Below are 23,989 nucleotides of genomic sequence, written 5' to 3'. Positions count from 1 at the left end.
ACTGCCCAGTTAACTTCTCAAACGCCCTCTAAGTATTTTAAATTAGATATTGACTAAGTTTGTCAGTCTGAGGCAAAGAGATGGTCTTTAGGAAAGATCTTACCGCCGCCATTCCTCCAGAAAACTACCCCACCTTCCCCAACGCCCTCTCCAGGCGCTCAGCAAACACGGACCTGCGATCGCAGCTTAACACCAGCACCTCGATCGCCCTGGTCATGGCCACATAGAGCAACCGGGCCTCATCAGCCACATCGTTATAGCGGTTCGGCAGATAGCCCACCCCAGGAATGAACACCACCGGGAACTCTAGCCCCTTGCTCGCGTGCATCGTCATCAGCTTGATGCTTTGGGTCGATGGGTCAAAGTTACGGCTGCTGCTGCTCCGGTTGAGCCAGTCCACGGGCAACCCGGCCTGCTGGAGTTGTTGGAATGCTTTCTCTCCCATCCATTTCTCGCGGTAGATAATCGCCATCTCATTCCAAGGAATCCCCCGCTCTTGCAGCTGCTGGGCTCTCTGGATGATGTGATCTATCTCGGCCTTATAGCTCCGGCACTTGACCAGCTCCGGTACCGGCCCCTCGCGCCCGGCGCTGTTAGGCTGCACCAGGGGCGGCATGTCCTCATCAGTGCTGGTGGGTAGCATGACCTCTTTAGCGAACTCGTAGGCCAGCATCAGCACCTGGGCGGTGTTGCGGTAGTTGAGCTTGAGGATTGTAGTTCGGCCCTGGGCCTTAATGCCGACGCTCTTGAAGCTGAACTCCTGCTTGGCCTGCTGGCCGTAGAGATTTTGAGCATCGTCGTAGAGCACCAGCAGGGAATCGGTGGAGGGGTTCACCATCTGGGCGACTAGCTTTAGCCACTCAGGGGCAAAGTCGTGGCCCTCATCGACCATCACCGCCCCGTACTGGCCGGTAGGAATCTTCCCAGCCTCGACGGCGGCCACCACCGCAGCCTCTAGCCGTTGGATGTACTCAGCGCCTTTGTATTGCCGATAATCGGGGCGCGGTAGCTGGTGCTGCTTCAGCACATCGGTACACCAGCCATGGAAATGGCGGACGGTGACCAGATGCTCTAGACCCTTCTCTCTCATGAGCGATCGCAGTCTTGAAGCCAGCGCTACGTTAAAGCACAGCACCAAAACGGTCTGCATGGCCTCTGCTAGATGCTGACAGCGGTAGGCCAAAATCAAGGTTTTGCCAGAGCCAGCCACCCCGTGAATGACTCGGTGGCCCTCGCCCAGGCTGCGGGCCAGCTGCTCTTGCTGTAGGTCCATAACCTTGAGCACCTGCGGGATAGCGGTCTGTAGGGTGTCGGCGGGCTCATCGTCGAAGAAAGAGAGCTGCTTGGCAGAGATTCGCATCTCTGGGTAGAGGTGCCAGCGGATGCGGTCGATCTGCTCGTTGGTGAGGGTGGTGCCAAAGTTGTAGTGGCTCATGGCCCAGAGCTGTTCTTGAAAGGCCCCTGGGTCTACGGCCTCGGTCATTTCGTCCTTGCAGATGACCACGTGAGGATCAATGACTTGGGCCAGCACCGGCTCAGCGTCGAACATGCGGCGGGTGATGTTGGGTAGCACCACACCATAGGCGTAGGGGCAGCGTAGCTTGCCCTGGTAGCGGCCTGCGGGCTGCACCAGCTCTGGGTCTTGCTCCAGTAGTGAGCACATGGCCAGGACGTAATCTCGCGCCTGGTGGAGGGGATTTTTAACCTGTTTGATCAGGCCCTGGGGTGGGGTTGCGATCGCAAACTCATCCGGGTTTACAGACTTGATGGTGTCTAGCTTCCAGTCTTTGACCTCCAGCACGAAGAGACCGCGCGAGGGGTGCAGGAGGATGAAATCGGGATGCAGGGCTTTGGGGCCTACGGGTACGTCGTACCAGAGCAGGTAGTCATCATCGAGCTTGGTTTCGAGCCGCTGGGCTAGGCGGCGTTCTCCCCCGGTCATGCGAGAGGCGCAGCTGCTGTAGGAAGGGATGAGAGTAGCCATGGTCTAAAACCCTGTGATTGCCCTCAATGTGCCCTTGGGACAGAAGGCTGATGGCGAAAGCGCAATGAACTCACAGAATCTTGGGGGGATTGGTGGCGATCGCGTGTATAGGCATGCTCCCTTTTCGCTGATGACATGGCGCTAACCATATCGCGAACACCACTAGGAGCTTCCATGAAGACAAATTCTCACTTTGCTTGGGCGTTAATCGTTGTTGGGGTTGAGTGAGTAATCGTACAGGAAGTTACCCTAAGGCTGTATGCCCTGCAGGATAGTCACTCTAGGTGAATTTCTCATTAAAATCGCTGATGCTAATTTTGGCTTCAAAAAGTTGCATTCCTCGCAACTAGTCCGACCGACCTAAGGTGTGAAACGTGTGATTTCCGCCATATTTTGTCAAAATGGACATCTTATGCTCTACAGGACTGGTTTCGCGGTATCTAAGAACGTAGCCTCGACGTTTCAGCGGCAGCAGGGCCGTACTATTGGACAAAATATGCTGAAAAGCTAGCGATCTCTAGCTTCTACGTCTACGAGGTTTAATTAGTTTTGGCGATTGCTTTGGACAAGATATACCTTACTCCTCAGACACAATATCTACAAAGTCACAGCCCGAAAATGCAGCTTTACTACTTTGGAGCCTATGTGAAGTGCTGTATCCGCTGTTTTTGGATGGCGATGCGGTTGCAGGAAATGCTGGATGATACGTGTTTGGCAGGAGAGAGCGTGGCGTATACAGTGGCGTTGCAGGTATATAGCTACGCAAGGCGAGTGGAAACGTAGCGAGGTTGGATGCGGTGGTGAGTTAGATTGGGCAGTGGTTTGCTCGGAAACCTCGGAAGGTTAAGAATTAGGAGGCAGCCGTCAATAGTGAGGAGCAGCAGTTTAGCTCAAAGCCTAAAATTTGACCTTCTAAGTTCATGATTGAGGCTCAGAACTTAACGGATAGAGTAGAAAGCTCGACTTTTCAGGTTCTGAGCCTTATCTTCTAAGCAAAAGGTTGAGATTATGACTTCATAGTTCAAAATTTCAAGTTTAGAGCTGAATTTGTTGAGTTTGGAGACCGAAAAGTGGTATCTGAAAGGCTATCTTTGAAGAGGTAAAAAGCACTTCTATATTCCTAACGTTCATCATAGTTTATTGGCTCACAAACTCATCTTGAAATCGATCTCATACTTTTGTGTGCAGTATAAGTGCTCGTGTTCTAGACGGCAAAGTACAGAAACTACTTCCATCCTCTTTAAATTCAGTTAAAGGAATTAAAGTGATATGCCCTTACCCGGTGGTGCAACTGATAAATTCGGCAATCGATATGAAGGATTATGGACAGTTGCTTGCATGATAAGGGTCATAGACGAGAAAGCTGACTCTATTCGCTTAGAACCGCCCGGAACAGAAGGGGAGGGAGTCGAGTTTTGGCTCAGCAGGGCAGGCGAGCGCGAATACCATCAGGTAAAAAGGCAGCAGAGCGCTAGCGGACGTTGGACTCTAGCCGACTTAGAGAATAAGAAAATATTGTCCAACTTCTGGGAGAAGCTAAAAAACCCTACAAAAGCCTGTGTTTTTGTCTCTGGACATGCAGCATTCCAGTTAGATGAATTGGCTGACAGAGCAAGAAGATCTGCATCCTGGCAAGAGTTTCATGAAGAATTTTTAAGGGCAGGAATATCAAAAGATAGTGCCCAATTTAAGAACTTTCAAGATTTGTGCACAGCTTGGAGCGGATCTTCTGAAGAAGAAGCTTACGAAGCTCTTAAGAGAACTCATGTTGAAACAATTAGTGAACAAACCCTACGAACAACAGTCGAAAGCTATATAGCGCCGTTAGTAGAAGGTGAGACAGCAGCAGCCATTGATACACTAGCCCAATATGCTTTAGATGAAATTCATCGTGAGCTAAAAACGCATGATATTTGGCAGCATCTGGAGAATCGAGGATTTCGTCGTCGTCAGTGGAATAAAGATACTCATGTCTGGGCCGCGGTGGATAAAGTTAATCATCTCTACTTCTCTCGGTTTGAGAATGAAAAGGTAGCTGGGGAGATCATCTTCAGAGATGAAGTAAGTGTTGTTATTGATAAGCTACTATCATTTAGCAGTAAACGTGGTGTATTGCTGACTGGTGAAGCGGGGGTTGGTAAAAGTGGTGTAATTGGTCAAGTTGTCACTACACTCCGTGCAAGATGGATTCCATTAATTGCTTTCCGTGTCGATCGCTTAGAGCCGACACAATCACCGAAGGCCCTTGGGATGCAATTAGAAGGACTACCTGGATCGCCTGCCGATGTTTTAGCAGCAATCTCTCAGAGGCGTGAATGTGTCCTGATCATTGACCAACTTGATGCAGTTAGTGAAGCTTCTGGACGTAACCCGTGGTTTTTTGAATGTGTCGATAAAATTATTAAGCAAGCTCAGGTGAATCCGAATATTCACTTGCTTTTAGCTTGCCGAAAATTTGATCTGGAGAATGACTCCCGGCTAAGACGACTAACAGGGCAAGATAGTGTTTTCGAAACGGTAACAGTTAATTGTTTGTCACATGAAACTGTCAGAAAAGTTTGTCAAAAGTTGGGTTTAGATACGACTCGCTTGAATCAGAAGCAGTTAAACCTTCTGTCAATTCCTCTGCATCTCAGTTTACTGGCAGAAGTGGCAGAGGATGAAAGTATTGATGTACTTGATTTTAGGACAGCTAAAGATCTGTATGACCATTTTTGGAGATATAAGCAACGGGTGCTTGAACAGCGCCTTGCTCGTCCTGTTCAGTGGACAAAAGTGATTGATGTACTTTGCATCTACATGAGTAGTCAACAAAAGCAAAGTTTGTCGGCTCCTCAAGAGGTGATTGATGATTACGCCAAAGATGCTGAAGCAATGGCATCTGAGCATGTTTTGAATTGGCAAGATAACCGTATTTCATTCTTTCATGAGGGATTTTTTGACTATGCTTTTGCTCGTCGCTTTGCTGCTCGTGCTCAGAACTTATTGTCTTTTCTGCAAAGTAGCGAGCAACACCTATTTCGACGTGCTCAAGTTCGACAGATTATTCTCCATGAAAGAGACGCTGATTTCGATCGGTATCTTGATAACTTGAAAGAACTTCTCAGTAACCCAGCTATTCGATTTCACTTGAAACAGACGGTGTGCGCTGCACTTGTATTAATCGATAATCCCACAGAGGAGGAATGGGAGGTTCTTTTTGCCATTTTATCTAATCCATTGATGCCTTTGGCTAGAGAAGCTTGGCGGCTGCTAAATAGTTCTTTAGCCTGGTTTAATTTTATTGATGGTCTAGGAATTGTTGAGGAATGGCTAGGTGGCGAGAATGATGAGGTTATCAATAGAACTATAAATCTTCTATCAATGATGCAAGGAACGATACCAGACCGGGTAGCTACATTAGTAAAGCCTTACATTGGCATCTCGGAAGTTTGGAATAATCGCTTGATCTATCTAATTCAGCGAGTAAGCTTGGGAACAGCACGTCCAATTTTTGATTTGCTTCTACAACTTTTTAATTCAGGCACTTTCGACAGAGAAGAAGAAGAATTCATTTTTATCAGCGATGGCATCTGGAGTATTATTTACTCCTTACCCAAAACTCGTTCCGACTGGAGTTGTGAGATCATAGAAAGTTATCTCAAACGACTTTTAGAATTGAGTATTTCTCAAGGTGTGAGCAATCCTTTCAAATTAAAGAAGGGCGGCTCTAATAATAATGGTGATAGTTATTCAACGATAACTGAAAGCGCGAATTCTGATCCAGAATCATTTGTCCTAAGAATACTGCCACTTATGCTAGAGATCCTCAACCTAAACAAGGAGCAGGATGAGGAATTACCTTGGAAAGATTCAATTTGGACAAGCCTGATTGGAGGTATTAGCAGCAATCCTAATCATATAGAATATCAACTTATTATAGCCTTAGAAAACGCTTTGGCGAAACTTGTCGAACTAAACTCAGGCATTCTTCCGGAAGCCATTAAACAGTTGAGAAACTCAAAATTTGAGCTTTCTCAATATCTTTTAATCCGTACTTATACTGCAGGGCGAGAGCGATTTTCGGATGAAACCATAGATTATTTATGTGAACAGCCATCAAGACTTAAGGCAAGCTATTCCTATCAGCAGTATTGGGCTGCCCGTAACTTGCTTGAGGCTATTACTCCACACTGTTCTTATGAAAAGCTGGAGCAATTAGAAGCAATGCTTCTAGACTATTATTCCGGTTGGGAAAGGGGAGCAGGAATACAGTATGGCTATCATGGGTATGCACAGTTTATTTTGTTGGATGGAATAGTAGCTTCTCGTAGATCTGAATCGATTTCTCGACGATTAGCCGAATTATACAGAAAATTTAATCGGCAACCAGAGCCTCGCTTTAGGGGCATGACTCCAGCTAATCTCGTACCACCAGCTATACCTAAGAGCGCCACAGAAAAAATGACAGATGGACAATGGCTAAAAGCCATTTCTAAATACTGTTTATCTCAACAACATTACGCTGAGGATAGGTCATTAGTGAGTTCTGGAGCAATTCTAGAATTTTTAGAAGAACAGGCTAGTAAACAGCCTGAGCGTTTTGTTAAATTATTGCTGAAGTTTCCGGAGAACACAAACTCTCACTACTATGATGCAGTTCTAAGAGGTGTTTCTAAGTCAGAAGTAGCTGTAGATTTGAGAGTTGTATTAAAGGCCTTGCAGCGTTGTCACCAGTTGCCATCACGTCCTTGCGGTGATTCAATTAGTTGGCTATTCCAGAAGCTGGCAAATAAGTCTTGGAGTTTATCTGCTTTGGATATTGTAATTTGCTATGCCTTAAATGACCCTGATCCAGAGGATGAGCCACGTCTCATTTTTATTACACCAGGGGGTTCTGATTATACTGATAGACTCTACACTGCTGGCATTAACTCTGTAAGGGGCAGTGCTATGATTGCTATGGCCAGCCTGATTTTTGCAGACAAAGATCGTACAGCTTACTTTTTACCTGCTTTACAACAGGCAGTCAGAGAGCCTTCTATTGCTGTAAAGTCATGTGTAGCTGAGGCACTAGTGGCTGTGTTGAACTATGACAGAGACTTGGCTGTCAACCTTTTTATAAAGTTGTGTGAGGCTAAAGATGCTTTGCTGGGAACCCAACCTATTGAAGACTTCCTGTATTATGCCTTGCCAACACATTTGCACGAGCTAACGCCAATTCTTGAGCAAATGCTAAACTCCAATTTGGCGAGGGTAATAAGGGCTGGTGCTCGGCAGGCTTGCCTTTCGTCTATCAATCATAAAGAACCAACATCACTTTTCGAACGGTGTCTTAGTAGTTCAGAGACATATCGACTAGCAGCAGCAGAAATTTTTGTTGCCAATCTCCGTTCAAATCAATCTCGTGAGTTCTGCGAGAAAAGAATAATTCAGCTCTTCGCCGACTCGAACGAGAAAGTTCGTGAAGAGGCAGCCAAATGCTTTTTCAAATTTGAGGGAGACGAGCTGGGCAACTATACCGATCTGGTTCAGGCTTTTGTCGATAGCTCAGCATTTAAAGCTAACTGCCATGATTTGATTTATGCACTTGAGAAGACAACAGCTAAACTTCCAAATGTCACCTGCTTAGTCTGTGAAAAGTTTGTTGATTCCTTTGATTCTGATACTCATACTGGCAGTGCTGCTGATGCAGATATTATCAGTGAGTTGTTGATTCGTGTATACAGCCAAAGTAAGGAGCAAGCCCTGCAGTCACGCTGTCTTGATGTTGTTGATCGTATGGCTCAATTTGGAGCCTACGGATTAGATAAAGCTTTACAGCAGTTTGAAAGATAATTTGTGATTGCTATCATAAAGTTTGAGTTCGTCTTCATCTTTCAGTTCTCATTACTTGATCTAGGATCACAAAATTCTGACCTTGGAAGGCTCAAAGGTAGCGAAGCTGCGACTCTAATATCCTACTGTTTTACGATTTTTTGCAACTGTTCCTTCTATCCGATATTGATAAGTTATTTACCAGAAATCGAGAGTTTCAACCTTGTCGTCTTCAATTTCATGAATACTTTCATTGCTTCATGCAAAGGTTATTATGCGACTACATCCTGAGCCAATTAAGTGTCACCAACAGTCGTTAAGTTGTAAATGTAGAACTCGTGGCGCTGGCTGCCTGACAGAAGTGGGTAAAAGTCAGTAGTATCAATGCCCTCGAAAGAGGGCAGAGCGATATGCAAGGCTAGAGTTACCACACAACCGCTTCAAGCGCATGTCAAACTCCACCCAGCTCTATAGTCAACTGCTGGACTTTCTGCGTCAGTACAGCCAGTACCGAGATATGCGGCATCTCAAGGCCCTCGCTTGGATGGCGAGTGCCTTGATTTGTAGTTCGTTATTCACTTGCAATCGCCCTGCCGGTCAGTCCAAGTCTTTGCTCTAAGCAAACTACACACCACACCCCCGCTGGTTCCCCGGCGGGCTTTTTATTGCCGCAAAAAAAACACCGTGGCTACTCAAGCTCGGTGGGAGGCTACCTATTCAGGGTGTATCTATGCCTGCGTTTAAGTTACCCGGTTAATTGGATAGGATTGCGATCGCACCACCACCTAAGCCTCAGCTAGATCGAAGCCGGAGAATGTCTTCCAGAATGCCCAGGGGTGCGATCACCCCAGACTGCCTTTCGATAACTAAGCCGTGAACAGGGAGAACCTAAAGGAAGTTAGCTACCTCATGAACCCATGACATAGCCTATTGACGGGGCAGAATAAAACGGTAACATTGAATACAGATACGAAAAACGTTCATCTCTCTACAAAGAGACGGAAGTAAGGGAAACCCCCCGAAGGAACGCGCCTCCGTTTACCCCTTCAGTTACTAACGAGGCGACATTATGACTCTGCAATACCGTGGAATTTCTTACGAAGCTGCTGCTCCTCAATCTCATATTTTTGAGGAATCGATCGGGCGCTATCGGGGCGCTGCGAATGTTCGTCATGTCTGCATCGATGAGCATCCTGAATCTCATATCGAAGGTCTGAAGTATCGTGGTGCGGTCGTTCGCTAGACCGTTCGCTGACCTGTAGATGAATTGAGAAGACAATACATCTGTGGCACCTTCCCTGGTTGGGGAGGTGCCTTCTTGATTAGGTTGAAACTATATCTGCGTGAGATAGCCCCTCAGGTATGGCGCTAGTGGATCAATATCTTGACCTTGTGAACCGCCAACTACCCGAGGCGGCTAAGCACGACAGTCGTTATCCGGTACGGTTCAACCACTGTTTTGCCAGAATTGTTTTAGATACCCTCTGCGGGGGGGAATGGTATCAGTACATTCAGAAACCAGCTTATAAGCACATGACAGAAAGGCAGTTGCAGGAAGCGATCGCCCTAGGCCACCAGTTCCTGACTGATCCCCAAGCTTGCGTGGACGCGAACCAAGCCAGTCTTCAGTACAGAGGCAAAGGGAAGTAGCGGACTGTCTTGCTAGAATCACCTTTCTCCCCAGCCCAATCCAATGTATCGGCACCGATAAGCCAATGCTGGGGAGCTACTAGGATGCCCCCACCCAATTGAATAACCCCCGATGCGCAGGGCACCGGGGGCGGTTTCGTTATATAGCCCTCTTCTGTCACTTCAAGCGGAGGAAAAGAGTTGCTTTGATTGGAGCTGTTGAACCAGTGGGCAGTAAAACTGATTCATGCGCTCGGTGAGTAATTCAAACCCCGTTGCTAATTGAGAATTGGGAAACACCTTCAGCCACTGCTGGAGCCAGTTGAAACAAATTAAAGGTTGAATAATTAAGCGCAAATTGTTGAGTAAATGCTTCCAACCGCTTTGGTTTTGCCACCAAGGATGTTGAGCAAAGAGGTGATGGGCTAGAGGACAGCTCTCGTTGAAGGCATCAGCGAACAAACTCACCATCAGGAATGCACTCATCACAAGTTCCCACCATTTTTCGATTTGCTCGTAGCGGGTAACGCGAAAATCAGCCCAACCTAGAGAATCTTTGGCTTGCTTAAAGCCATATTCAATCCAGGTTCTAAAGCCATAACGGTCGCCAATCTGGTGTAGGGCAACGTCCGGGGCCGCCACCATCACAAACGAGGTGGCGTTGTTGGGCAACGTCTCGGGGTCAATGGTGAGCAGCCAGTAGCGCTTCTGGTGTCGCTGACCATAGATGACTTCTTGCTGATAACGCGTTTCGCTGCGGCCATCGGAGAAGGTGCGCGTAAAGGTCTGCCACGGTTCGCAATAGACCTCCTGTTCCGGCGGCAGCCACACGCCATGATTGCTGCGAATGGCCAGAATGTAGGGCAACTTCAGCTCTTCTAAAACGTTCACAAAAGTCATTTTGGCTTCGCCATAGAGACTGTCTGCGAGCACAAGTTCAAAGCGGAAACCGAGGGTTTGCAGTTCGCGAATCATCGCGGCGGCAATTTGGGGTTTACTGCGATAGTCATCTCCCGCTTTGAGCCGTTCCCGAGGTTTGTACACCTCAAACGTCAGGGGCAACACCATCCCTTGAACCAGACCATAGGCACTGACCGCGACAATGCCGTTCTCTTTTTTGCCGACATTGCCGATGTACTGGCGCTTCACGTAGTCAGTGCTGTGCCCTTTTTTGCAGTCACCCGTTTCATCAATCAACAGCACTAAACTGCGACCATCGAGAATTTTCAGAATGATCTCTAGCCTTCTCTGTCGGAGGGCGGCGGCACGCCAAGGGGAGTCGCTCAAAAAGTGATGCAGGTTTTGTGAATTATCAAGTCCAACGGCTCGGGCGATGGTCGGCAGAGATTTTCGCTTGATCTCGCTAATCATTCCTAGATGCAACAGTTTGAATGCTTCAAAGCTGCGCACTTCAGGAAATAGGTCGGCATAGAGTTGGCAGTACTGATCCACAAAGCTAATCGTAGGTCGAGCCAATCGCGGGGCAGACATCGTCATCAACTCTAATCAGAACTCTTCCTAGTCTGCTTTATCTCTTCCAAGAGTGATTGAAGAGGGATAGAGTTCGTTATAAGGAAGTGTGCTTGAAGGAGCGGCTATTGCCACCCTTACAATGCCGTAGACCAGCTGTGTTGGCTTTAGTTCCTCAGCACATTCATTGAAAACTGGCCTAATCGTGGGGCCTATCAAGCTTGGGGTTGATTGTGATGGCCGTCACTTACAAAATTTAAAACCTTTTAGTGATAGCGGGCTCTTGGCCAATTGATGGCTGTTTTGCTGTTGTAATGGCTCGGGCAGGCGATAGTCATACCCAAGTAGAATTTCACTCTATGCCGCCCCATGAGCAGGCTGGGGCTCTAGCTGTCCTAAGCTCTGGCTTTCCTAAATTGAGGGAACTGCCATCTCAGTCAGGGTTGAGGTATGGTGTCCGGCTCATCAGCCGTTATTTAATCGCAGACAATAAAAAACCCCTAGCCGTGGCCAGGGATTAACAATTTCAAGCAAATTAGAAGATTTAAGCGATGAAACCTAGCTGACAGCCAAAGACACCAGCAGCAAGCCAGCTACGAGTAATGAGGCGAATGCGGCCTGCAAAGCGTAGCGCTTCTGCTGCTCAGGCGCGGGGTAGGAAGCGAAATACATATCAGGCTCTACAGCGTAGTTGTTGAGGATGCCGTTGTCGCGTTGGATGGTGGTGAACATTTCAAGGCTCTCTTTTTGGTTGAATGTTTCTTTATGTAAACAAATGTAACAGTAATGTAGCAATTCTGCAACAAAGCCTTGCCTTGATTTTGCTTATGCGTTAACGGTTCGCTGTTTATGTCCCATAAAGAAGCCCCACCGTGGCTACCAGGCTCGGGGGGCTCTATCAGGATGTATCTACCTGGATTCAGGTTGCCCGGTTATGGGGCGGGATTGCGATCGCATCACCCAAGCCTCAGCCAAGTCAATTACTCCGCCGATAGTCCCAGGGCATCAAAGGATTTGGCTGATCCCAAAAGTTCAACTCCTGCTGCTGGGCCTCGGCCTCGGCAGCTTGGAGGGCGCTACCTGTCTCAGGGCAGCTGTTAAGGAACTGGGTATAGACCACGGCATGGCCCTCCTGCACCATCTGAAGATTAACGTTCTGGCCATTGGCGTAGACCTCGGCCACAGTGCGCCCGTAGCGATCGGTATCGGCCTCTCTGAACTGAATGGTTGAGTTTTGGGGGGTGAGCTGGCGCAGGCGATCGGTGGCATTGGTCCCCAAGGCGTTTGAGCTGTCTCAGGGGCATCAATATAAGCCAGGCGCACGGTTACGGTCTCGCCATAATGGTTAATTCTCATCGTGTCGCCATCGCCCACAGAAACGACCGGCCCCAGTCTTTTGGCTTCGTTTTAGCGCTACTTTTTTATTGTTTTTTTCGCTTATTCTTTCCTTCTTTTCCCTTGTCTTGGTAGTATTCTGAAAGCGCCTGAATCGAAGCTGTAACTCTTTCCAAGAGTTCCAACCCTTTGTCGTCATTTTCAATAGTCTCGTCAATACGAAGAGTTCTTAGCTGTTTCAAAAGCTCTTTCAGAACAGTCGTTGCATTTGTATTTTTTTCAAGTGATTCAGCACCAGCTAGCGTGACTGATCTTTGCAAGTGAAGCGAACTTGCAATATCTCCAGAGCCTGAACTTGGTTCGACTTCAGCATTGTCAGCGTCAATTGTTGTGCCGTCATTCGCCGCCAATGTTGGCGATGAATCGGCCATCTCTAGCGCTAGTTTGTTGATGAGCATTTTCATCTTGCGCTTTGGCATGGTGCCGTTTTGGCCCTCGATCGCTTTAGCCCAGATCGCTTCGGGGGCATTTCTAAGTATTAGCGCGTTGCTTGGCGTTAGCGTTCGATTATTGATTGATTCTTTGAGTTTGTCTGGAAGCGACATCAAGGGCAATCTAGCATTTACCATCGTCGCTATCGTGATATTTAATGAGGATAGTAATCGCAGAACGATTTCAGAACCATCTACATTTTCATAGATCCATTCGATCGCTTCTTTTTCATTTCCCTTTGAAACCAGTTGATTCTGAATCCTGTAAAGGAGCGATACAACTTCCTGCTCAGTTTTCTTCAGTTTTGACCTGAGCAAATTGACGATCGATTCCCCTTGCTCTAGGGCATTGAAACGATTCTTTAGGGCATCACCCACCAGCGTGTACGCTAGGGCTTCCTCGTCGGTGCACTCATGGAACCTGGCCTTGATCTTCGCCTGGCCCAGCACATCCTTAATGGATCTCCACCGCGTCTCGCCATCTAGCAGCTGGTAGCGGCCTTCTCCCACTGTACGTAGGACTACAGGGTCTTGCTGCCCCTCTATTCTGAGGCTTTGGGCCATGCCCTCCAGGTCGAAAAATTTTCTAGGCTGCCCGAAAACTTCGACCACTTTGCCTGAACCGTCAGTGATCGAAATCGCCATCGGCTCAATTAGGTTGACATCAATCCAAACCCAATCTGTTGTCCCTCCAGCAACCCCTGCCTCAAGCTGCTTAATCCTTTCCTTGAGAGCTTCAATTTCCTCATCCTTCTCCCCTAAAAGCGATACAGCCTGGGCTGTGTTAGCCCCTTGAGCCAAATTCGTGAAGGAGCGCTTTACACCCTTAGCCATGATCAGCCTCCAATACAGCTTTAGCCAAAGCCTCAAACAGCCCCGCGATCTTCCAAGTGGTGCGATCACTGCGATACAGGCGCAGGGGCAACCCTACCGCTCCAGCGTTGGTTAAGTACCGAGTTTGTTGGATTGCCGGGAAGACATGGATGGGCTCTGGCAGCGATCGCAGCACCACTGGCAGGGAATCCTCAATGCCTGGCCCATCGGCCAGGCATTCTCGGTGCATAGCTGCATCTTTATCAAAAGCGTTTGGTTGGACTCCCAGTATCTTGGGCTTAGGCTTTAGGCGCAAATCCCGGCTAAATTCCGCAATCCATTGGATCAAGCCAAATCCAGCGTTTATGTCCTTTGTGTCTGGTTTGAGTACGATCAGGATTTGGTTGCAGGCTGGGAGAACCATTTGGTGAAACTGCTCTATGGTTCCTGGGCAATCAAAAATAACCACGTCATGGGGGAGAGGTGCGTCTTCGATCGCGTCGGCCAAGAGGTATGCTGCGCGGGGCTCTTTTTGGATCTGCCTGGAACCCTCGTTGAGAAAGTGGCCACCTAGGACAGCATCAACTTTTTCAATTCCGTAATCCCGCCATACAGGTTTAAGGGGCCATGGCCCCTTAAATCCTGGCTTAAGTGCTGCAACTAGAGTTTCCCCAATACTACTGGGGTTTTCCAGGCCCGTAAAAAGGGCGGCTGTGCCGTTGCTGTCGCAGTCAATGAGGCAGACGCTTTGTCCCAGGCAGGCAAGCGAATACGCCAGGTTAGTGGCCACTGTCGATTTACCTGTCCCTCCGGCGCAGGACATGATAGCTAATCGTACTTGTGTCATGCTCAAGACCTCAACGTAGTGCAAGAATACATCTAAAAATCCGGTTTTTTAATCGGCGGCGTTACCCTTGCTGACTCGGGGCGATCGCATGGCTGCGGTGCCAACTTAAAACGGCACTCCTTCATTCTCCTTGTACAGTGCGGCCATAAGCTGCTCGGCATGGGCCAGGGCACGGTCTGCTGCCTTAGCTCGGTAGGGAGTGGTGATGCTTCTGAATTCCCACTCTGCTGATTTACAGCCCCCGTAGATGCCCTTAGAGTAGTAGCGCACCTCTAGCCAGGAGTGATTTTTCATCAGGGTGCCAATGCGATCGAGCTTTGTCGTTATCCTTGCTATACCTACCATCCCAGTAGCTCGAAAGAACTTCCTCAATCACTGCTGGCGATTCCGGGATGTCCCTGACCAGCCGCTGGGTGCACATGGTCGACCGCTTGACGCGTCTGATCTCTACATCCAGCGATGCTACCTACTTAGGCATACCATCTGAATATATTACATTGCTATAGAATAATCAATACCAATGTAATGGCGAATGTATCAGTTTTCTCTGCCTTGGTATTGATGTTGTGCTGTATAGTGATCTGGCGGAAGCGAATGGTTGGCTCATGAGCGATAGAAGTCTGCTGAATTTGACTTCTCCACCACCCCGCTATGGGGTGAAAAAAAAGTTGAGGCACATTCTGGCAACCTCAGAGGCGATCGCTCGAATTGACGCCCTAGCTGTGCAGTTTTCAGTAAGTCGCTCTGAGCTGATTGAGTTGCTTGGTCGCGCCCACCTCACTCTCACATTGCCTGTAACCCGTGCTGAGTCACCTGCCAGCCATGATCTGATTCGCCATGCGGCATGGGTCACTGATGATGGGTGGGCCGGAATAAAGAAATTGGCCGCAGGGAATGGTCTTTCGTTAAAAGATTTTTTTGCCCAGTTTGAGGACGAGATTATTTTGAGCAAGGTTTTCCCATAAGCGATAGGTTATGGGTGTAAAAATAACATCTATCAGCGTTCACCAATCCGGCCTCGATTATTATTCCATTTGTTCTGCTCATTCTCTATCCATGGGTTCACATTTCCCGAGGCTGAGAGGATAGAGAACTATAAAATAATTCTGACTGGTGATCAGTTTTTTGGGATCAGGCATGTCTCTATCCCTTGTGGTTGAGGGCAATTGCCAACATCTGACCAAGTTCTGTTGACGCTAATGCAGCGGTGTATTCAAGCTGATGCACCATATTAGACTTTTTAGATAGTCTTCGATCTATTTATTTTCGTAACAAAAACTTTACTGCGATACACGGGAGATATTGCAGGTTTATGGTGTGAATGCAAAGAGTTTGCAGGTCTTCAGTGGTGAACGAGCCTTGCTAAATCTATGCTTCAATCCCCGCAGTTTTCCGGAGGTTTTTTATGGATCTGCTTTTTAACAACGTGAGCGGGAAATCCCCCTAACGCGAAGCGACTGGGGGATGAGAGCGAACACGGGGACGGCGCTACTCACCCTCAACCCCTGCCTGGTTTTGACGTACTCCATGACGATGGCCAGGGATGCGCCGCCACAAGAGATGATGGCTTTTTGCCTGCCCCACAGGCTGCGGCCCTTCCAGTAAGTTTTTCTGAACTCCTCAGGAAATTGAGCAATCACGGCCTTGGTTGAAGCCGACTTGAAGCTTTTTACAAGCTGAGAAATGTTGCTGTCAGGATGCAGGCTAACCAGGAAGTGAATGTGGTTAGGCTCAACACCCCACTTCAGCAGTGCAGACCGATTCTTGGCGCAGATCCGCCGCACTGTTTCGGCAATGCAGTCGGCTATGGGCTGAGTGAGGCATTTGCGGCGATACCGGGTCACCAAGGAGATGTGTAGGTGAATACTGTAAGCGACGTGAGCCGCTTTGTTTAGGGTTGTCCTGGCCATTGCAAGTGAGGCATAGTTAGTACATGGTAACTAGGCGCACCACCTTTCGGTTATACCCCACCAAGCAGCAGGAGCAAAAGCTGTTTGAGTGGCGACGGCTGCATGAGTATCTCTACAATGCCTGCCTGGAACATCGCATTACCCGCTACCGAACGTTTGGCGAATCAGTGAGCTATCTAGATCAGCAAAACTTGCTGCCAGCCTTCAAGGAGTGCTGGCCCGAGTACGTTGAGCTAGGGAGCCAAGCTCTCCAAGCGACAGTGAAACGGGTAGACTTCGCGTTTCAGCGCTTCTTCAAGGGGCTAGGAGGTTATCCAAAGTTCAAGGCGATTCGCCATTATTCTGGTTTTACCTACCCAGGCAAAGCAGGGTGGAAAGCGCTGACCGATGGGAAGCATGGCCAGTTGCAAATTACGAATCTAGGCAAGATTCGGATGCGGGGCCAGGCTCGGACGTGGGGGACACCCACCACTTGCACGATTGTCTACCGAGCCAGCGAGGGGAAATGGTATGCCTCTATCACCGTGGACTGTGTTCCCGTGCGGGACACTGGTCCTGGTGCAATTGGGTACGACCTGGGCTGCAAAGATGCAGTCACCTTCTCTGATGGCCAAAAGATAGCCAAGCCCGATTTCATCAAGGCGGGTGATATTGCCGTGAAAGTGGCCTCTAAAAAGCTTCGCCGCAAGCGTCGTCCAGACCGCAAAGCTGGCATCAAAGCCAGTGGTCGGTGGCGCAAAGCGAGTCGGGAAGTAGCCCGGCTCAAGCGAAAGGTAGCCAATCAACGAGCAGATTGGCTACACAAACTCACCAGTGATACAGTTCGCAGTAACAGCCTGATTGCTGGTGAAAAGCTCAATGTCAAAAGGATGACGGCTGGAGCCAAAAAGGGGAAACGGAAAAAGCAAAAAGCTGGATTGAACCGTTCTATCCTCTCCGTTGGGTTTGGCATGGTGGGGCCGATGCTGGATTACAAGTCAGCGGAGGCGGGCGGGTTCCATGTGGAGTCGCCGACCCAGCAGCTCAAGCCATCTCAGCGTTGTGCGATGTGCTGGGAGTTGACCCCCAAGACATTGAAAGACCGTGTTCATGTTTGCTCTAACCCGGCATGTCGTCATGTCGAGGATAGAGATGTCAATGCTGCCCAGATAAACTTGATCTGGGCACGGGGGCAGGAACTTGGCCTCGCAAGTGCGGAGTCGGCCATCCCTACTGATTGCGGAAGCATGAAGCAAATGGCGACAAAGAAGCACAAGAAACCGCCTGACGCGATAGCGACTGGCGTGTAGTTCATGGAATAGAAAGGAAGAGTACCCCAACTGAAAGCGCTCCACCCCTTGTGATCGACCTTGGGAGAATCCAGGCCCTGGGCCACTGCGCAGAGGGAACCCAGAAGCCCGTTGTAAGTAGCCCCGCGGCTAATGCCAGTATTAGGTGTCCTTGATGGTCAAAAGCGCTGCCAAACAAGAACAACGTAGTCATCACTGCAAAAAAGCTACCAAGGACAAGCTCTAGCCACCGCACCACTCGCGGAGTTGGGGTCATGACTCATTCCTTCCACTTTTCTCAAGGTTTACCCCTTCGTTATAGCGTTTTTGTGTAAGACCCAAAACATGCAGGAGATATAGGCATGGCTAACGACGCTGCACCACACTCGGCCACCCCACCAGGCCGTCGTGATCCTTTGGATTGGGACGAGAGTGTGATCACTTTATTCGCTCCTCTCCTAGAAGAACTACTGAATGATGATCTTCAGCCAGAGCCGCAGCCGCAGCCACAGCTCAACCTCCTGCAATCTCTAGTTGAGGTGGCCAAGGATTTGGATGACATCTGCGCTCGGCTCTCCGGTCGCCCGTTGACTGTCTCCCAAATGAAGGCCTTGGCTGGCATTGAGATGCTATCAGGCTCATTGTCTGCCAAGACTGACGACTTTGTTGCTCTCTTTCAGGACTAAAACATGCAGAAGCGCGAATTCCTTAGGCCCGGTGAAATCCAAATCATCAAACAGTCCTTAGGCGATGTATTCGCAATCGCGGCTGTTGGCATCCCTCTCCTTGTACTTTTAAGGAGTGTCATTCCCCTTAGCCACATTCCTAGCGAATCAATGGAGCCTACTCTGCATGGAGGCGACCACGTCCTGGTGAACAACATGCAGTATCTCACCAAAGACCCCGAGCGGGGTGACATCGTGGCCTTTGACTCAGGGTTTAGGGCAGGACTTATGAACAGAGAGCAGGTTCTTTTTGTAAAACGAGTTGTCGGTATACCCGGCGATGAGCTGCAAATCGTAAATGGAAGTCTCTACATTAACGGGGACATCTTTACCGAATCCTACGCTATCGGGCAACAGAGGGACTTCGCTTTAACTAAAGTTACTCCAGGGCATTATTTTTTAATGGGGGATAACCGAGATAAATCCTATGATTCTCGGTATCTTGGGCCGATTCCTGAAGGTCGTATCAAAGGGAAAGTTCTTTTGACTTTGCCTTTTAATTAACGACCTACGCGGTCATTGCTGTTTGTCGGGCGAGATGGAATTCACTGGCGTCAATTTCCCCTTCCATCTTGATCGCATCGAGGAAAAAGTAGCCCCCAGACCGCTCTGTGTGAAAAAATCCTTCTTTGTACCCTTTATCAATCCACCATCCCTTAGGAACACCTTCTAGGGCATCCCTAATAGCTTTCCTGAGCCTATAAATATTTCCGTCAACTACTCTGATATCAAGGCTTTCAGTTATTCTCTGAGATTCACTTTCGATACTCAACTGTTCGAGTAATTCAGGCCGTGTCCAGATTCTCTGCGGGTATCGCAAAAAGCACTTCAGCAAAATGAATTGAATCTGACCTACATTTAGACTTGCCAGGAGTGTGCCCTGATTGGCCTTGAGAAAAACGTGGTGAGTATGCAGATCGACTAGCAGATGGGGCGAGGCCAGTGTTCTACAAGATATGCCTAGCCGTCGATCTAGTGCCATCACCTGGGCCATCAGTACCGGCTCACGCAAGGGAACTTCGCTGACCAGGTCAAAGCCCATATTGTAGAGGCCATCTAAGTCAACCTCTTCGTGATGGGTGATCGCGATAATGACTGGATAGTAGCTAGTCCGATGATTGAGTCCGTATAGCCGCTGCAATTTCAAAAAGAAACTTGGCAGCGATGAGATATCCCATGTGGTAATGAATACAAGATCAGGTCGATTTTGGGTTATTGCTGTCAATGCCATCTCGGCGGATGAGGCCTTCACCTCATGCCCCGCTTCCCTCAAGCACTGGATCATGGACGTAAGGCGTTCGGGTCGGTTGCATATCAAAAGAGCTCTCACTGCAATACCCCTTCATCAAGATTCTTTCTACTTTCGATAATCTTTCTGTAAATCTCAGGGGATCTGCGGAGGCTTAAGGTTTTATTCATATTCCCGAGTAACTAGAGGTATTTTGAAGCGTTCTGCAACATTTGTTTATCTCAGGTGTATTTGCGTAAGTTTTCTTAGTCAAAGTTAATCAAAGAGGGCAGGTTTTCCATACAGGGGAGAAATTCGGCTGATACGGTTTTACTCAACGCCGCAGAAGGCACCGGTTTGTTTTGTTCCTTTCTCTGTGATTCCTGTCATGAGCGTAAGTACTGTCCCTCTCCAATTGACTCCTGCTGAACGGGAAGCTGCTTCTCGTTTTTCTTCAAGAATTGTTGACCAAATCAATGCCAATGGTACGGCCCAAGCTATTTCTGTTAGCGAGCGAAACCTCTTCAGTTCACTATCAGACAACAAATTCCTTCGACAGGTACTTAAGTTGCTGCCCTGGTTTAGCGTCGGTGGTCTGGTCGGATTCCGTCTATTAACAGCATCTCCTGTCCTAGCTATTGGTTCTGGCTTGGTTATGGCCGTCAGCCTTATCCTTCGTCGGGCTGCCAAGAAAGACAACTTTGCAAATCGCATCTTGAGCAAAATCAAAGGCCCTCGTGCAGTTCGGCTGGTTATTGGCGTTCTCTTCGGCTCAACACTGTGGATGAGGCATACCAATCCGCTGTTTGCACAGTTCTTCCAGGTGGCTGAGGACTTCTTTACAACCACTTTTCCTGACGCAGGGGATGTTGTTCCCCTGGTGTTTGGAGTAATTCGAGCGCTGTTTTTGCTCTATATTGCGGTTTCTCTAGTGCGCGTTATCCAAGCAGCCAGAAACGATGACGATTGGCAGCAGTTGGCCCGTGCTCCCATGATTATCGTCATGGCGGTGGTCATTGGGGATGTGCTGGCAACCTTGGTAGTTGGAGCCTAGCCTCTGGCGACCTCATATCTCAATGGTTATACGACAGCCGTTTAGATATGAGGTCAAATGACTGTACAACTTCATTCAGAGAGTAATTCCCAATGTTGGGACACCCCGACGATTTTGTCCCGGTCAACGGGGCGATCAATATGAAGCCAGGGTTTGGGCCGATTCCGGCAGACCAGCTGGTTCCCTGGTGTGTAATTGCCCTGTTTAACATCGTTATTGTCAATCGAATTTTTGGGGCTGGGTGGATACCGACGATCTTGTGCATCGGCTGGGGGGCCGCAACCTGGTGGGTGCTGACGGGGTCTGATTCATCGCGTTTTCTCTCCAAGTTTCATTCACCTCCCAGCTGGTGCTACGGCCATCTTGTTTATTTCACGCCACTAGCGCCGTACCCTGACCTGAATCCGAAATCGAGCAGGGGCAAGAAGGTCAAAAAGACGAAAAAGAATCCCAAAAAATCAGAGCGAAGGAAGGCACTTACAATTTCCAGAACTTCTCAGAATCGCCCCAGAGTAGATTATTTCTGAGCAGTGGATCTAAGCAAATTAGAGAGTCAATAGCATGACAAGTGGAAAGCTCGGAAAACGCAACATAAAGTCTCTTAAGTCATCAAAAGGTGGGTCGTCAAAGACGACGCTAAAGGCGTTTGAAGATTTTTGCGGCCTCAGAACCTTTGTCAGATTTAAGATGAAAGGTCGGAGTGTAGGAGCAGCTCTTTTATCCAACAAAAATAGCTACCGCCTTGTCTTTGGTTTTACCTGCCGGGGACTGCATGACACGCTGCGGTCTGAGCAAATTTTCCCTACTGTTGAACGGCTAGAGTCTGGGCTCAAGGAACTGCCTCGCAATGGCACGATGACGGTTCAGCTCAGCAGCTTCGCTACCGATCGCGATCGCCAAACTGAGTTGGATGAGCTAATTGCGTCGGCTCCCTCGGCTGAGATCAAGCTCATTCTGCTCAGCGAAAAGAAACGTGCCCAAGACTTGGCCAGTCAAGGGGTTCGCAAGGTCAAGACTATGACCATTTACTGCACCTATACCATTGGGGGCGATGACAGGGCTGGGGCCGAGGCTGACCTGATTGAGAGAGCCCTGGCTTCCCTGGTTTCCTTTTGGGAAGGGTTCAAGGGCAAGGGCCAAAACGTCATCCTGAGGCGGTTTGAGGAGATGTTTAGCTCTGCCTTTGAAGAGGGCTATATGCGTTGGGAGTCTTTGCTGGCCATCAAGATGGGGCTTGAAATTACCCCCATGTCTGCAGACGATCTTTGGGGAAAGACCTGGGATATTTTCAATACGAATCAACCCCCTGATGTCCCCAACCCCCTTACGTTCGACGGGCAGACGATCACGGAAGAGGCCACCAGCGAGTACGATCCAAAATCGCTGTTGATTCAGGGCGAGGGCGGTGAGATGACCGTCCCCGATGCGGATCGCGCCTGGGTCAAGGTGAGGGGCAAATACGTTGCCGTCATGCCCTTTGTGGCCAAACCTGCGGGATTCTCCAACATGCGCGCCCAGCTGAGGTATCTCTGGGATGTGCTGTGCCGCCACCAGGTTGTCGATACCGAGATTTTCTGCCAGGTTTCCCCGGCGAATCAGGCGATTGTCAAAACTCAAATGCAGCGACTGATTAAACAGTCGAACAATGCTGCCACAGCGGCGGCCAGCTCCAACTCCATTGACGTGGGGGCTGCCCTCAAGGTGCAAAAGTCGGTGGAGGCGACCGCACAAATTATTGAAGGTGCCATCCCTGTCAAGCTTGCAACGGTGATGGTGATCCATCGCTCCAGCCGGGCCAGGCTGACGGAAGCCTGTCGCCACATGGCCGAGTGCTTTTTACTGCCTGCGAAGGTGGTCAGAGAACCCGAGGTGGCGTGGCAGCAGTGGCTCCAGTGTCACCCCACGCTGGCGTGGGAGAAGCTGCTGATGTCTCCGTACAACCGAACCCAGACCTACCTCAGTAGCGAGGCTCCCGGCCTGATTCCGTTCACCATGACTCGCCAGGTCAGCCGTCAGGGCTTTGAGTTGATTGCCGACGAGGGCGGGAGCCCAGTCAAGATTGACTTCATTGGCGAGCATCGCAACATAGCTGTTTTCGGCACTACCCGCTCAGGTAAATCGGTATGCGTGTCAGGGATGTTGTCCATGTTCTTGGCGAAGGGTTACCCCATCGTATGCCTGGACTATCCCAAACCGGATGGCACGTCCACCTTTACTGACTACGCTAAATTCCTGGGCGACCATGCCGCCTATTTTGACATTGGGCGAGAGTCCAACAACCTGCTGGAACTGCCAACGCTCACCGGACTGAGCCCTGAAGATCGCGATGAACGCATGCAGGACTATATCTCGTTCTTGGAGTCAGCCCTGGTCACGATGGTGTTGCCCTCCACCGAGAACCAGCAGCTGCTGGAGCAAACGGTGAGAAGTTTGATTGGCCGAGCTTTGAGTAAATTCTTTGTCGATGCCGAAATACTGAGTCGGTACAGGGCGGCTGAATCGGATGGGTTTGGCAGTGAGGCCTGGAAACAGATGCCTACGCTTGAAGATTTTATTGAGTTCTGCTCTTTCGACAAGCTAGAGCTGGAAGAAAGCGGAAGTGATGAAATTGCCAATGCCGCCAGCCATATCAAACTTCAGCTAAATTACTGGCTTAAATCGCGGATCGGCAAGGCGATCGGTCGGGCTAGCTCTTTCCGCACTGACGCCCAGCTCCTGGTCTTTGCGCTGAGGAATTTGAGCAATGAAAATGAGGCCGCGATTCTTTCGCTCTCGGCCTATTCGGCTGCCCTTCGTCGCGCCCTGGGCAGCCCAAAGTCAATCTTCTTTATCGATGAATCACCGATTCTCTTTGAATACAAAACGATCTCTCAGCTGATTGGTCGATTATGTGCGAACGGTGCCAAGGCGGGTATTCGCGTCATGCTGTCAGCCCAAGATCCAGACACCATCATGAGGTCAGTGTCTGGGGCCAAGGTCATGCAGAACATGAGCACCAAGCTGATTGGCCGCATTCAGGCCGTAGCGGTGGACTCCTTTGAGACGTTGCTGGGCTATCCCAGGGAGGTGATCTCAAGGAATGCGACGGAGGCATTTTTTCCGAAAAGAACGGAGCTTTATTCAAATTGGTTGCTCGACATAGACGGGCAGTATCTCTACTGTCGCTTTTACCCCGGTGCCGTTCAAATCGCAGCAGTGGCTAACAACCCGGATGAACAAGAACTTAGAGATTTGATGCTCAGTCGCCTCCGGCATGAAGGCAAATTTAAGGCGATGGCCAGATTTGCTGAATGCTACGTCAACGCCATTCGTAATGGCGGCGGCATAGCCGATCTAGTTGAGCAAGAAAAAGCTTTGGTGCAACGCGAAGTAACCCACGTCTACCCATCGGTGGAATTTCCCTCTCGACCCTTAAGTTCAGTTAATTAGTTATGAGGCG

17 protein-coding genes and 1 riboswitch are annotated in these 23,989 nt (G+C 49.2%); of the genes, 8 read left to right on the top strand and 9 right to left on the bottom strand.

Annotated features, from left to right (window positions below; translation table 11 throughout):
- Positions 1 to 124: 124 nt before the first annotated feature.
- The gene (locus IQ265_RS25120) at positions 125 to 1,984 is read right to left on the bottom strand and encodes a 3'-5' exonuclease (RefSeq protein ID WP_194058689.1); all 1,860 of its coding nucleotides are present in this window, start codon (positions 1,982 to 1,984) and stop codon (positions 125 to 127) included.
- 1,269 nt (positions 1,985 to 3,253) lie between these two features.
- On the opposite strand from IQ265_RS25120, the gene IQ265_RS25115 reads away from it, so the two are divergent.
- Both IQ265_RS25115 and IQ265_RS25110 read left to right on the top strand, forming a co-directional pair.
- Complete coding sequence (locus tag IQ265_RS25115; RefSeq protein WP_194058686.1) at positions 3,254 to 7,801, top strand: ATP-binding protein; 4,548 nt, start codon at positions 3,254 to 3,256, stop codon at positions 7,799 to 7,801.
- 954 nt (positions 7,802 to 8,755) lie between these two features.
- A riboswitch (Glutamine riboswitch) is annotated at positions 8,756 to 8,813 on the top strand.
- Positions 8,814 to 8,849: 36 nt separating this feature from the next.
- Positions 8,850 to 9,023, top strand: coding sequence for a DUF4278 domain-containing protein (locus IQ265_RS25110; RefSeq protein ID WP_194058684.1), 174 nt, complete (start codon positions 8,850 to 8,852; stop codon positions 9,021 to 9,023).
- Positions 9,024 to 9,592: 569 nt separating this feature from the next.
- Here IQ265_RS25110 and IQ265_RS25105 read toward each other — a convergent pair.
- The 6 genes from IQ265_RS25105 to IQ265_RS25080 form a co-directional block, all read right to left on the bottom strand.
- The gene (locus IQ265_RS25105) at positions 9,593 to 10,900 is read right to left on the bottom strand and encodes an IS701 family transposase (protein ID WP_194058683.1); all 1,308 of its coding nucleotides are present in this window, start codon (positions 10,898 to 10,900) and stop codon (positions 9,593 to 9,595) included.
- A 537-nt stretch (positions 10,901 to 11,437) separates the two neighbouring features.
- Positions 11,438 to 11,611, bottom strand: a complete 174-nt coding sequence (locus IQ265_RS25100) for a ssl1498 family light-harvesting-like protein (protein WP_194058682.1) — start codon at positions 11,609 to 11,611, stop codon at positions 11,438 to 11,440.
- 244 nt (positions 11,612 to 11,855) lie between these two features.
- On the bottom strand, positions 11,856 to 12,158 hold the full coding sequence (locus IQ265_RS25095) for a thermonuclease family protein (protein ID WP_194058681.1): 303 nt from the start codon (positions 12,156 to 12,158) through the stop codon (positions 11,856 to 11,858).
- Between the two features lie 142 nt (positions 12,159 to 12,300).
- A complete protein-coding gene (locus IQ265_RS25090) occupies positions 12,301 to 13,539 on the bottom strand; it encodes a ParB N-terminal domain-containing protein (protein ID WP_194058680.1) in 1,239 nt (412 codons plus the stop codon).
- A complete protein-coding gene (locus IQ265_RS25085) occupies positions 13,532 to 14,365 on the bottom strand; it encodes a ParA family protein (RefSeq protein WP_194025280.1) in 834 nt (277 codons plus the stop codon). The genes IQ265_RS25090 and IQ265_RS25085 overlap by 8 nt, the downstream gene beginning before the upstream one ends.
- A 105-nt stretch (positions 14,366 to 14,470) precedes the next feature.
- Entirely contained in the window at positions 14,471 to 14,710 is a 240-nt protein-coding gene (locus IQ265_RS25080) for a hypothetical protein (RefSeq protein WP_194058679.1), read from the bottom strand.
- A gap of 221 nt (positions 14,711 to 14,931) precedes the next feature.
- On the opposite strand from IQ265_RS25080, the gene IQ265_RS25075 reads away from it, so the two are divergent.
- Complete coding sequence (locus IQ265_RS25075) at positions 14,932 to 15,330, top strand: hypothetical protein (RefSeq protein WP_194058678.1); 399 nt, start codon at positions 14,932 to 14,934, stop codon at positions 15,328 to 15,330.
- 453 nt (positions 15,331 to 15,783) lie between these two features.
- Here the strand turns inward: IQ265_RS25075 and tnpA are convergent, their stop codons facing one another.
- Complete coding sequence (tnpA, locus tag IQ265_RS25070) at positions 15,784 to 16,275, bottom strand: IS200/IS605 family transposase (protein WP_194058677.1); 492 nt, start codon at positions 16,273 to 16,275, stop codon at positions 15,784 to 15,786.
- 23 nt (positions 16,276 to 16,298) lie between these two features.
- Between tnpA and IQ265_RS25065 the strand changes: the two genes are divergently transcribed.
- The 3 genes from IQ265_RS25065 to lepB all read left to right on the top strand — a co-directional run bounded on the left by IQ265_RS25065 (position 16,299) and on the right by lepB (position 18,772).
- The gene (locus tag IQ265_RS25065; protein WP_194058676.1) at positions 16,299 to 17,564 is read left to right on the top strand and encodes an RNA-guided endonuclease TnpB family protein; all 1,266 of its coding nucleotides are present in this window, start codon (positions 16,299 to 16,301) and stop codon (positions 17,562 to 17,564) included.
- A gap of 341 nt (positions 17,565 to 17,905) precedes the next feature.
- A complete protein-coding gene (locus IQ265_RS25060; RefSeq protein WP_194058674.1) occupies positions 17,906 to 18,229 on the top strand; it encodes a hypothetical protein in 324 nt (107 codons plus the stop codon).
- Positions 18,230 to 18,232: 3 nt separating this feature from the next.
- Entirely contained in the window at positions 18,233 to 18,772 is a 540-nt protein-coding gene (lepB, locus tag IQ265_RS25055) for a signal peptidase I (protein WP_194058672.1), read from the top strand.
- A 4-nt stretch (positions 18,773 to 18,776) separates the two neighbouring features.
- Here the strand turns inward: lepB and IQ265_RS25050 are convergent, their stop codons facing one another.
- Positions 18,777 to 19,553, bottom strand: a complete 777-nt coding sequence (locus tag IQ265_RS25050; protein ID WP_194058670.1) for a winged helix-turn-helix domain-containing protein — start codon at positions 19,551 to 19,553, stop codon at positions 18,777 to 18,779.
- 319 nt (positions 19,554 to 19,872) lie between these two features.
- Here IQ265_RS25050 and IQ265_RS25045 point away from each other — a divergent pair, with 319 nt between their 5' ends.
- A complete protein-coding gene (locus tag IQ265_RS25045) occupies positions 19,873 to 20,550 on the top strand; it encodes a hypothetical protein (protein ID WP_194058668.1) in 678 nt (225 codons plus the stop codon).
- Between the two features lie 855 nt (positions 20,551 to 21,405).
- Positions 21,406 to 23,979, top strand: a complete 2,574-nt coding sequence (locus IQ265_RS25040) for an ATP-binding protein (RefSeq protein ID WP_228038445.1) — start codon at positions 21,406 to 21,408, stop codon at positions 23,977 to 23,979.
- Positions 23,980 to 23,989: the final 10 nt, after the last annotated feature.

Source organism: Nodosilinea sp. LEGE 06152 (assembly GCF_015207525.1).
Taxonomy (GTDB): Bacteria; Cyanobacteriota; Cyanobacteriia; order Phormidesmidales; family Phormidesmidaceae; genus Nodosilinea.
This window is presented reverse-complemented; position numbering and strand designations above follow the sequence as displayed.

Coding starts and splice junctions, on each gene's coding strand:
- IQ265_RS25120 (WP_194058689.1), bottom strand. CDS start 1,984: ATGGCTACTCTCATCCCTTCCTACAGCAGCTGCGCCTCTCGCATGACC.
- IQ265_RS25115 (WP_194058686.1), top strand. CDS start 3,254: ATGCCCTTACCCGGTGGTGCAACTGATAAATTCGGCAATCGATATGAA.
- IQ265_RS25110 (WP_194058684.1), top strand. CDS start 8,850: ATGACTCTGCAATACCGTGGAATTTCTTACGAAGCTGCTGCTCCTCAA.
- IQ265_RS25105 (WP_194058683.1), bottom strand. CDS start 10,900: ATGTCTGCCCCGCGATTGGCTCGACCTACGATTAGCTTTGTGGATCAG.
- IQ265_RS25100 (WP_194058682.1), bottom strand. CDS start 11,611: ATGTTCACCACCATCCAACGCGACAACGGCATCCTCAACAACTACGCT.
- IQ265_RS25090 (WP_194058680.1), bottom strand. CDS start 13,539: ATGGCTAAGGGTGTAAAGCGCTCCTTCACGAATTTGGCTCAAGGGGCT.
- IQ265_RS25085 (WP_194025280.1), bottom strand. CDS start 14,365: ATGACACAAGTACGATTAGCTATCATGTCCTGCGCCGGAGGGACAGGT.
- IQ265_RS25080 (WP_194058679.1), bottom strand. CDS start 14,710: ATGGTAGGTATAGCAAGGATAACGACAAAGCTCGATCGCATTGGCACC.
- tnpA (WP_194058677.1), bottom strand. CDS start 16,275: ATGGCCAGGACAACCCTAAACAAAGCGGCTCACGTCGCTTACAGTATT.
- IQ265_RS25065 (WP_194058676.1), top strand. CDS start 16,299: ATGGTAACTAGGCGCACCACCTTTCGGTTATACCCCACCAAGCAGCAG.
- IQ265_RS25060 (WP_194058674.1), top strand. CDS start 17,906: ATGGCTAACGACGCTGCACCACACTCGGCCACCCCACCAGGCCGTCGT.
- lepB (WP_194058672.1), top strand. CDS start 18,233: ATGCAGAAGCGCGAATTCCTTAGGCCCGGTGAAATCCAAATCATCAAA.
- IQ265_RS25050 (WP_194058670.1), bottom strand. CDS start 19,553: ATGATCCAGTGCTTGAGGGAAGCGGGGCATGAGGTGAAGGCCTCATCC.
- IQ265_RS25040 (WP_228038445.1), top strand. CDS start 21,406: ATGACGGTTCAGCTCAGCAGCTTCGCTACCGATCGCGATCGCCAAACT.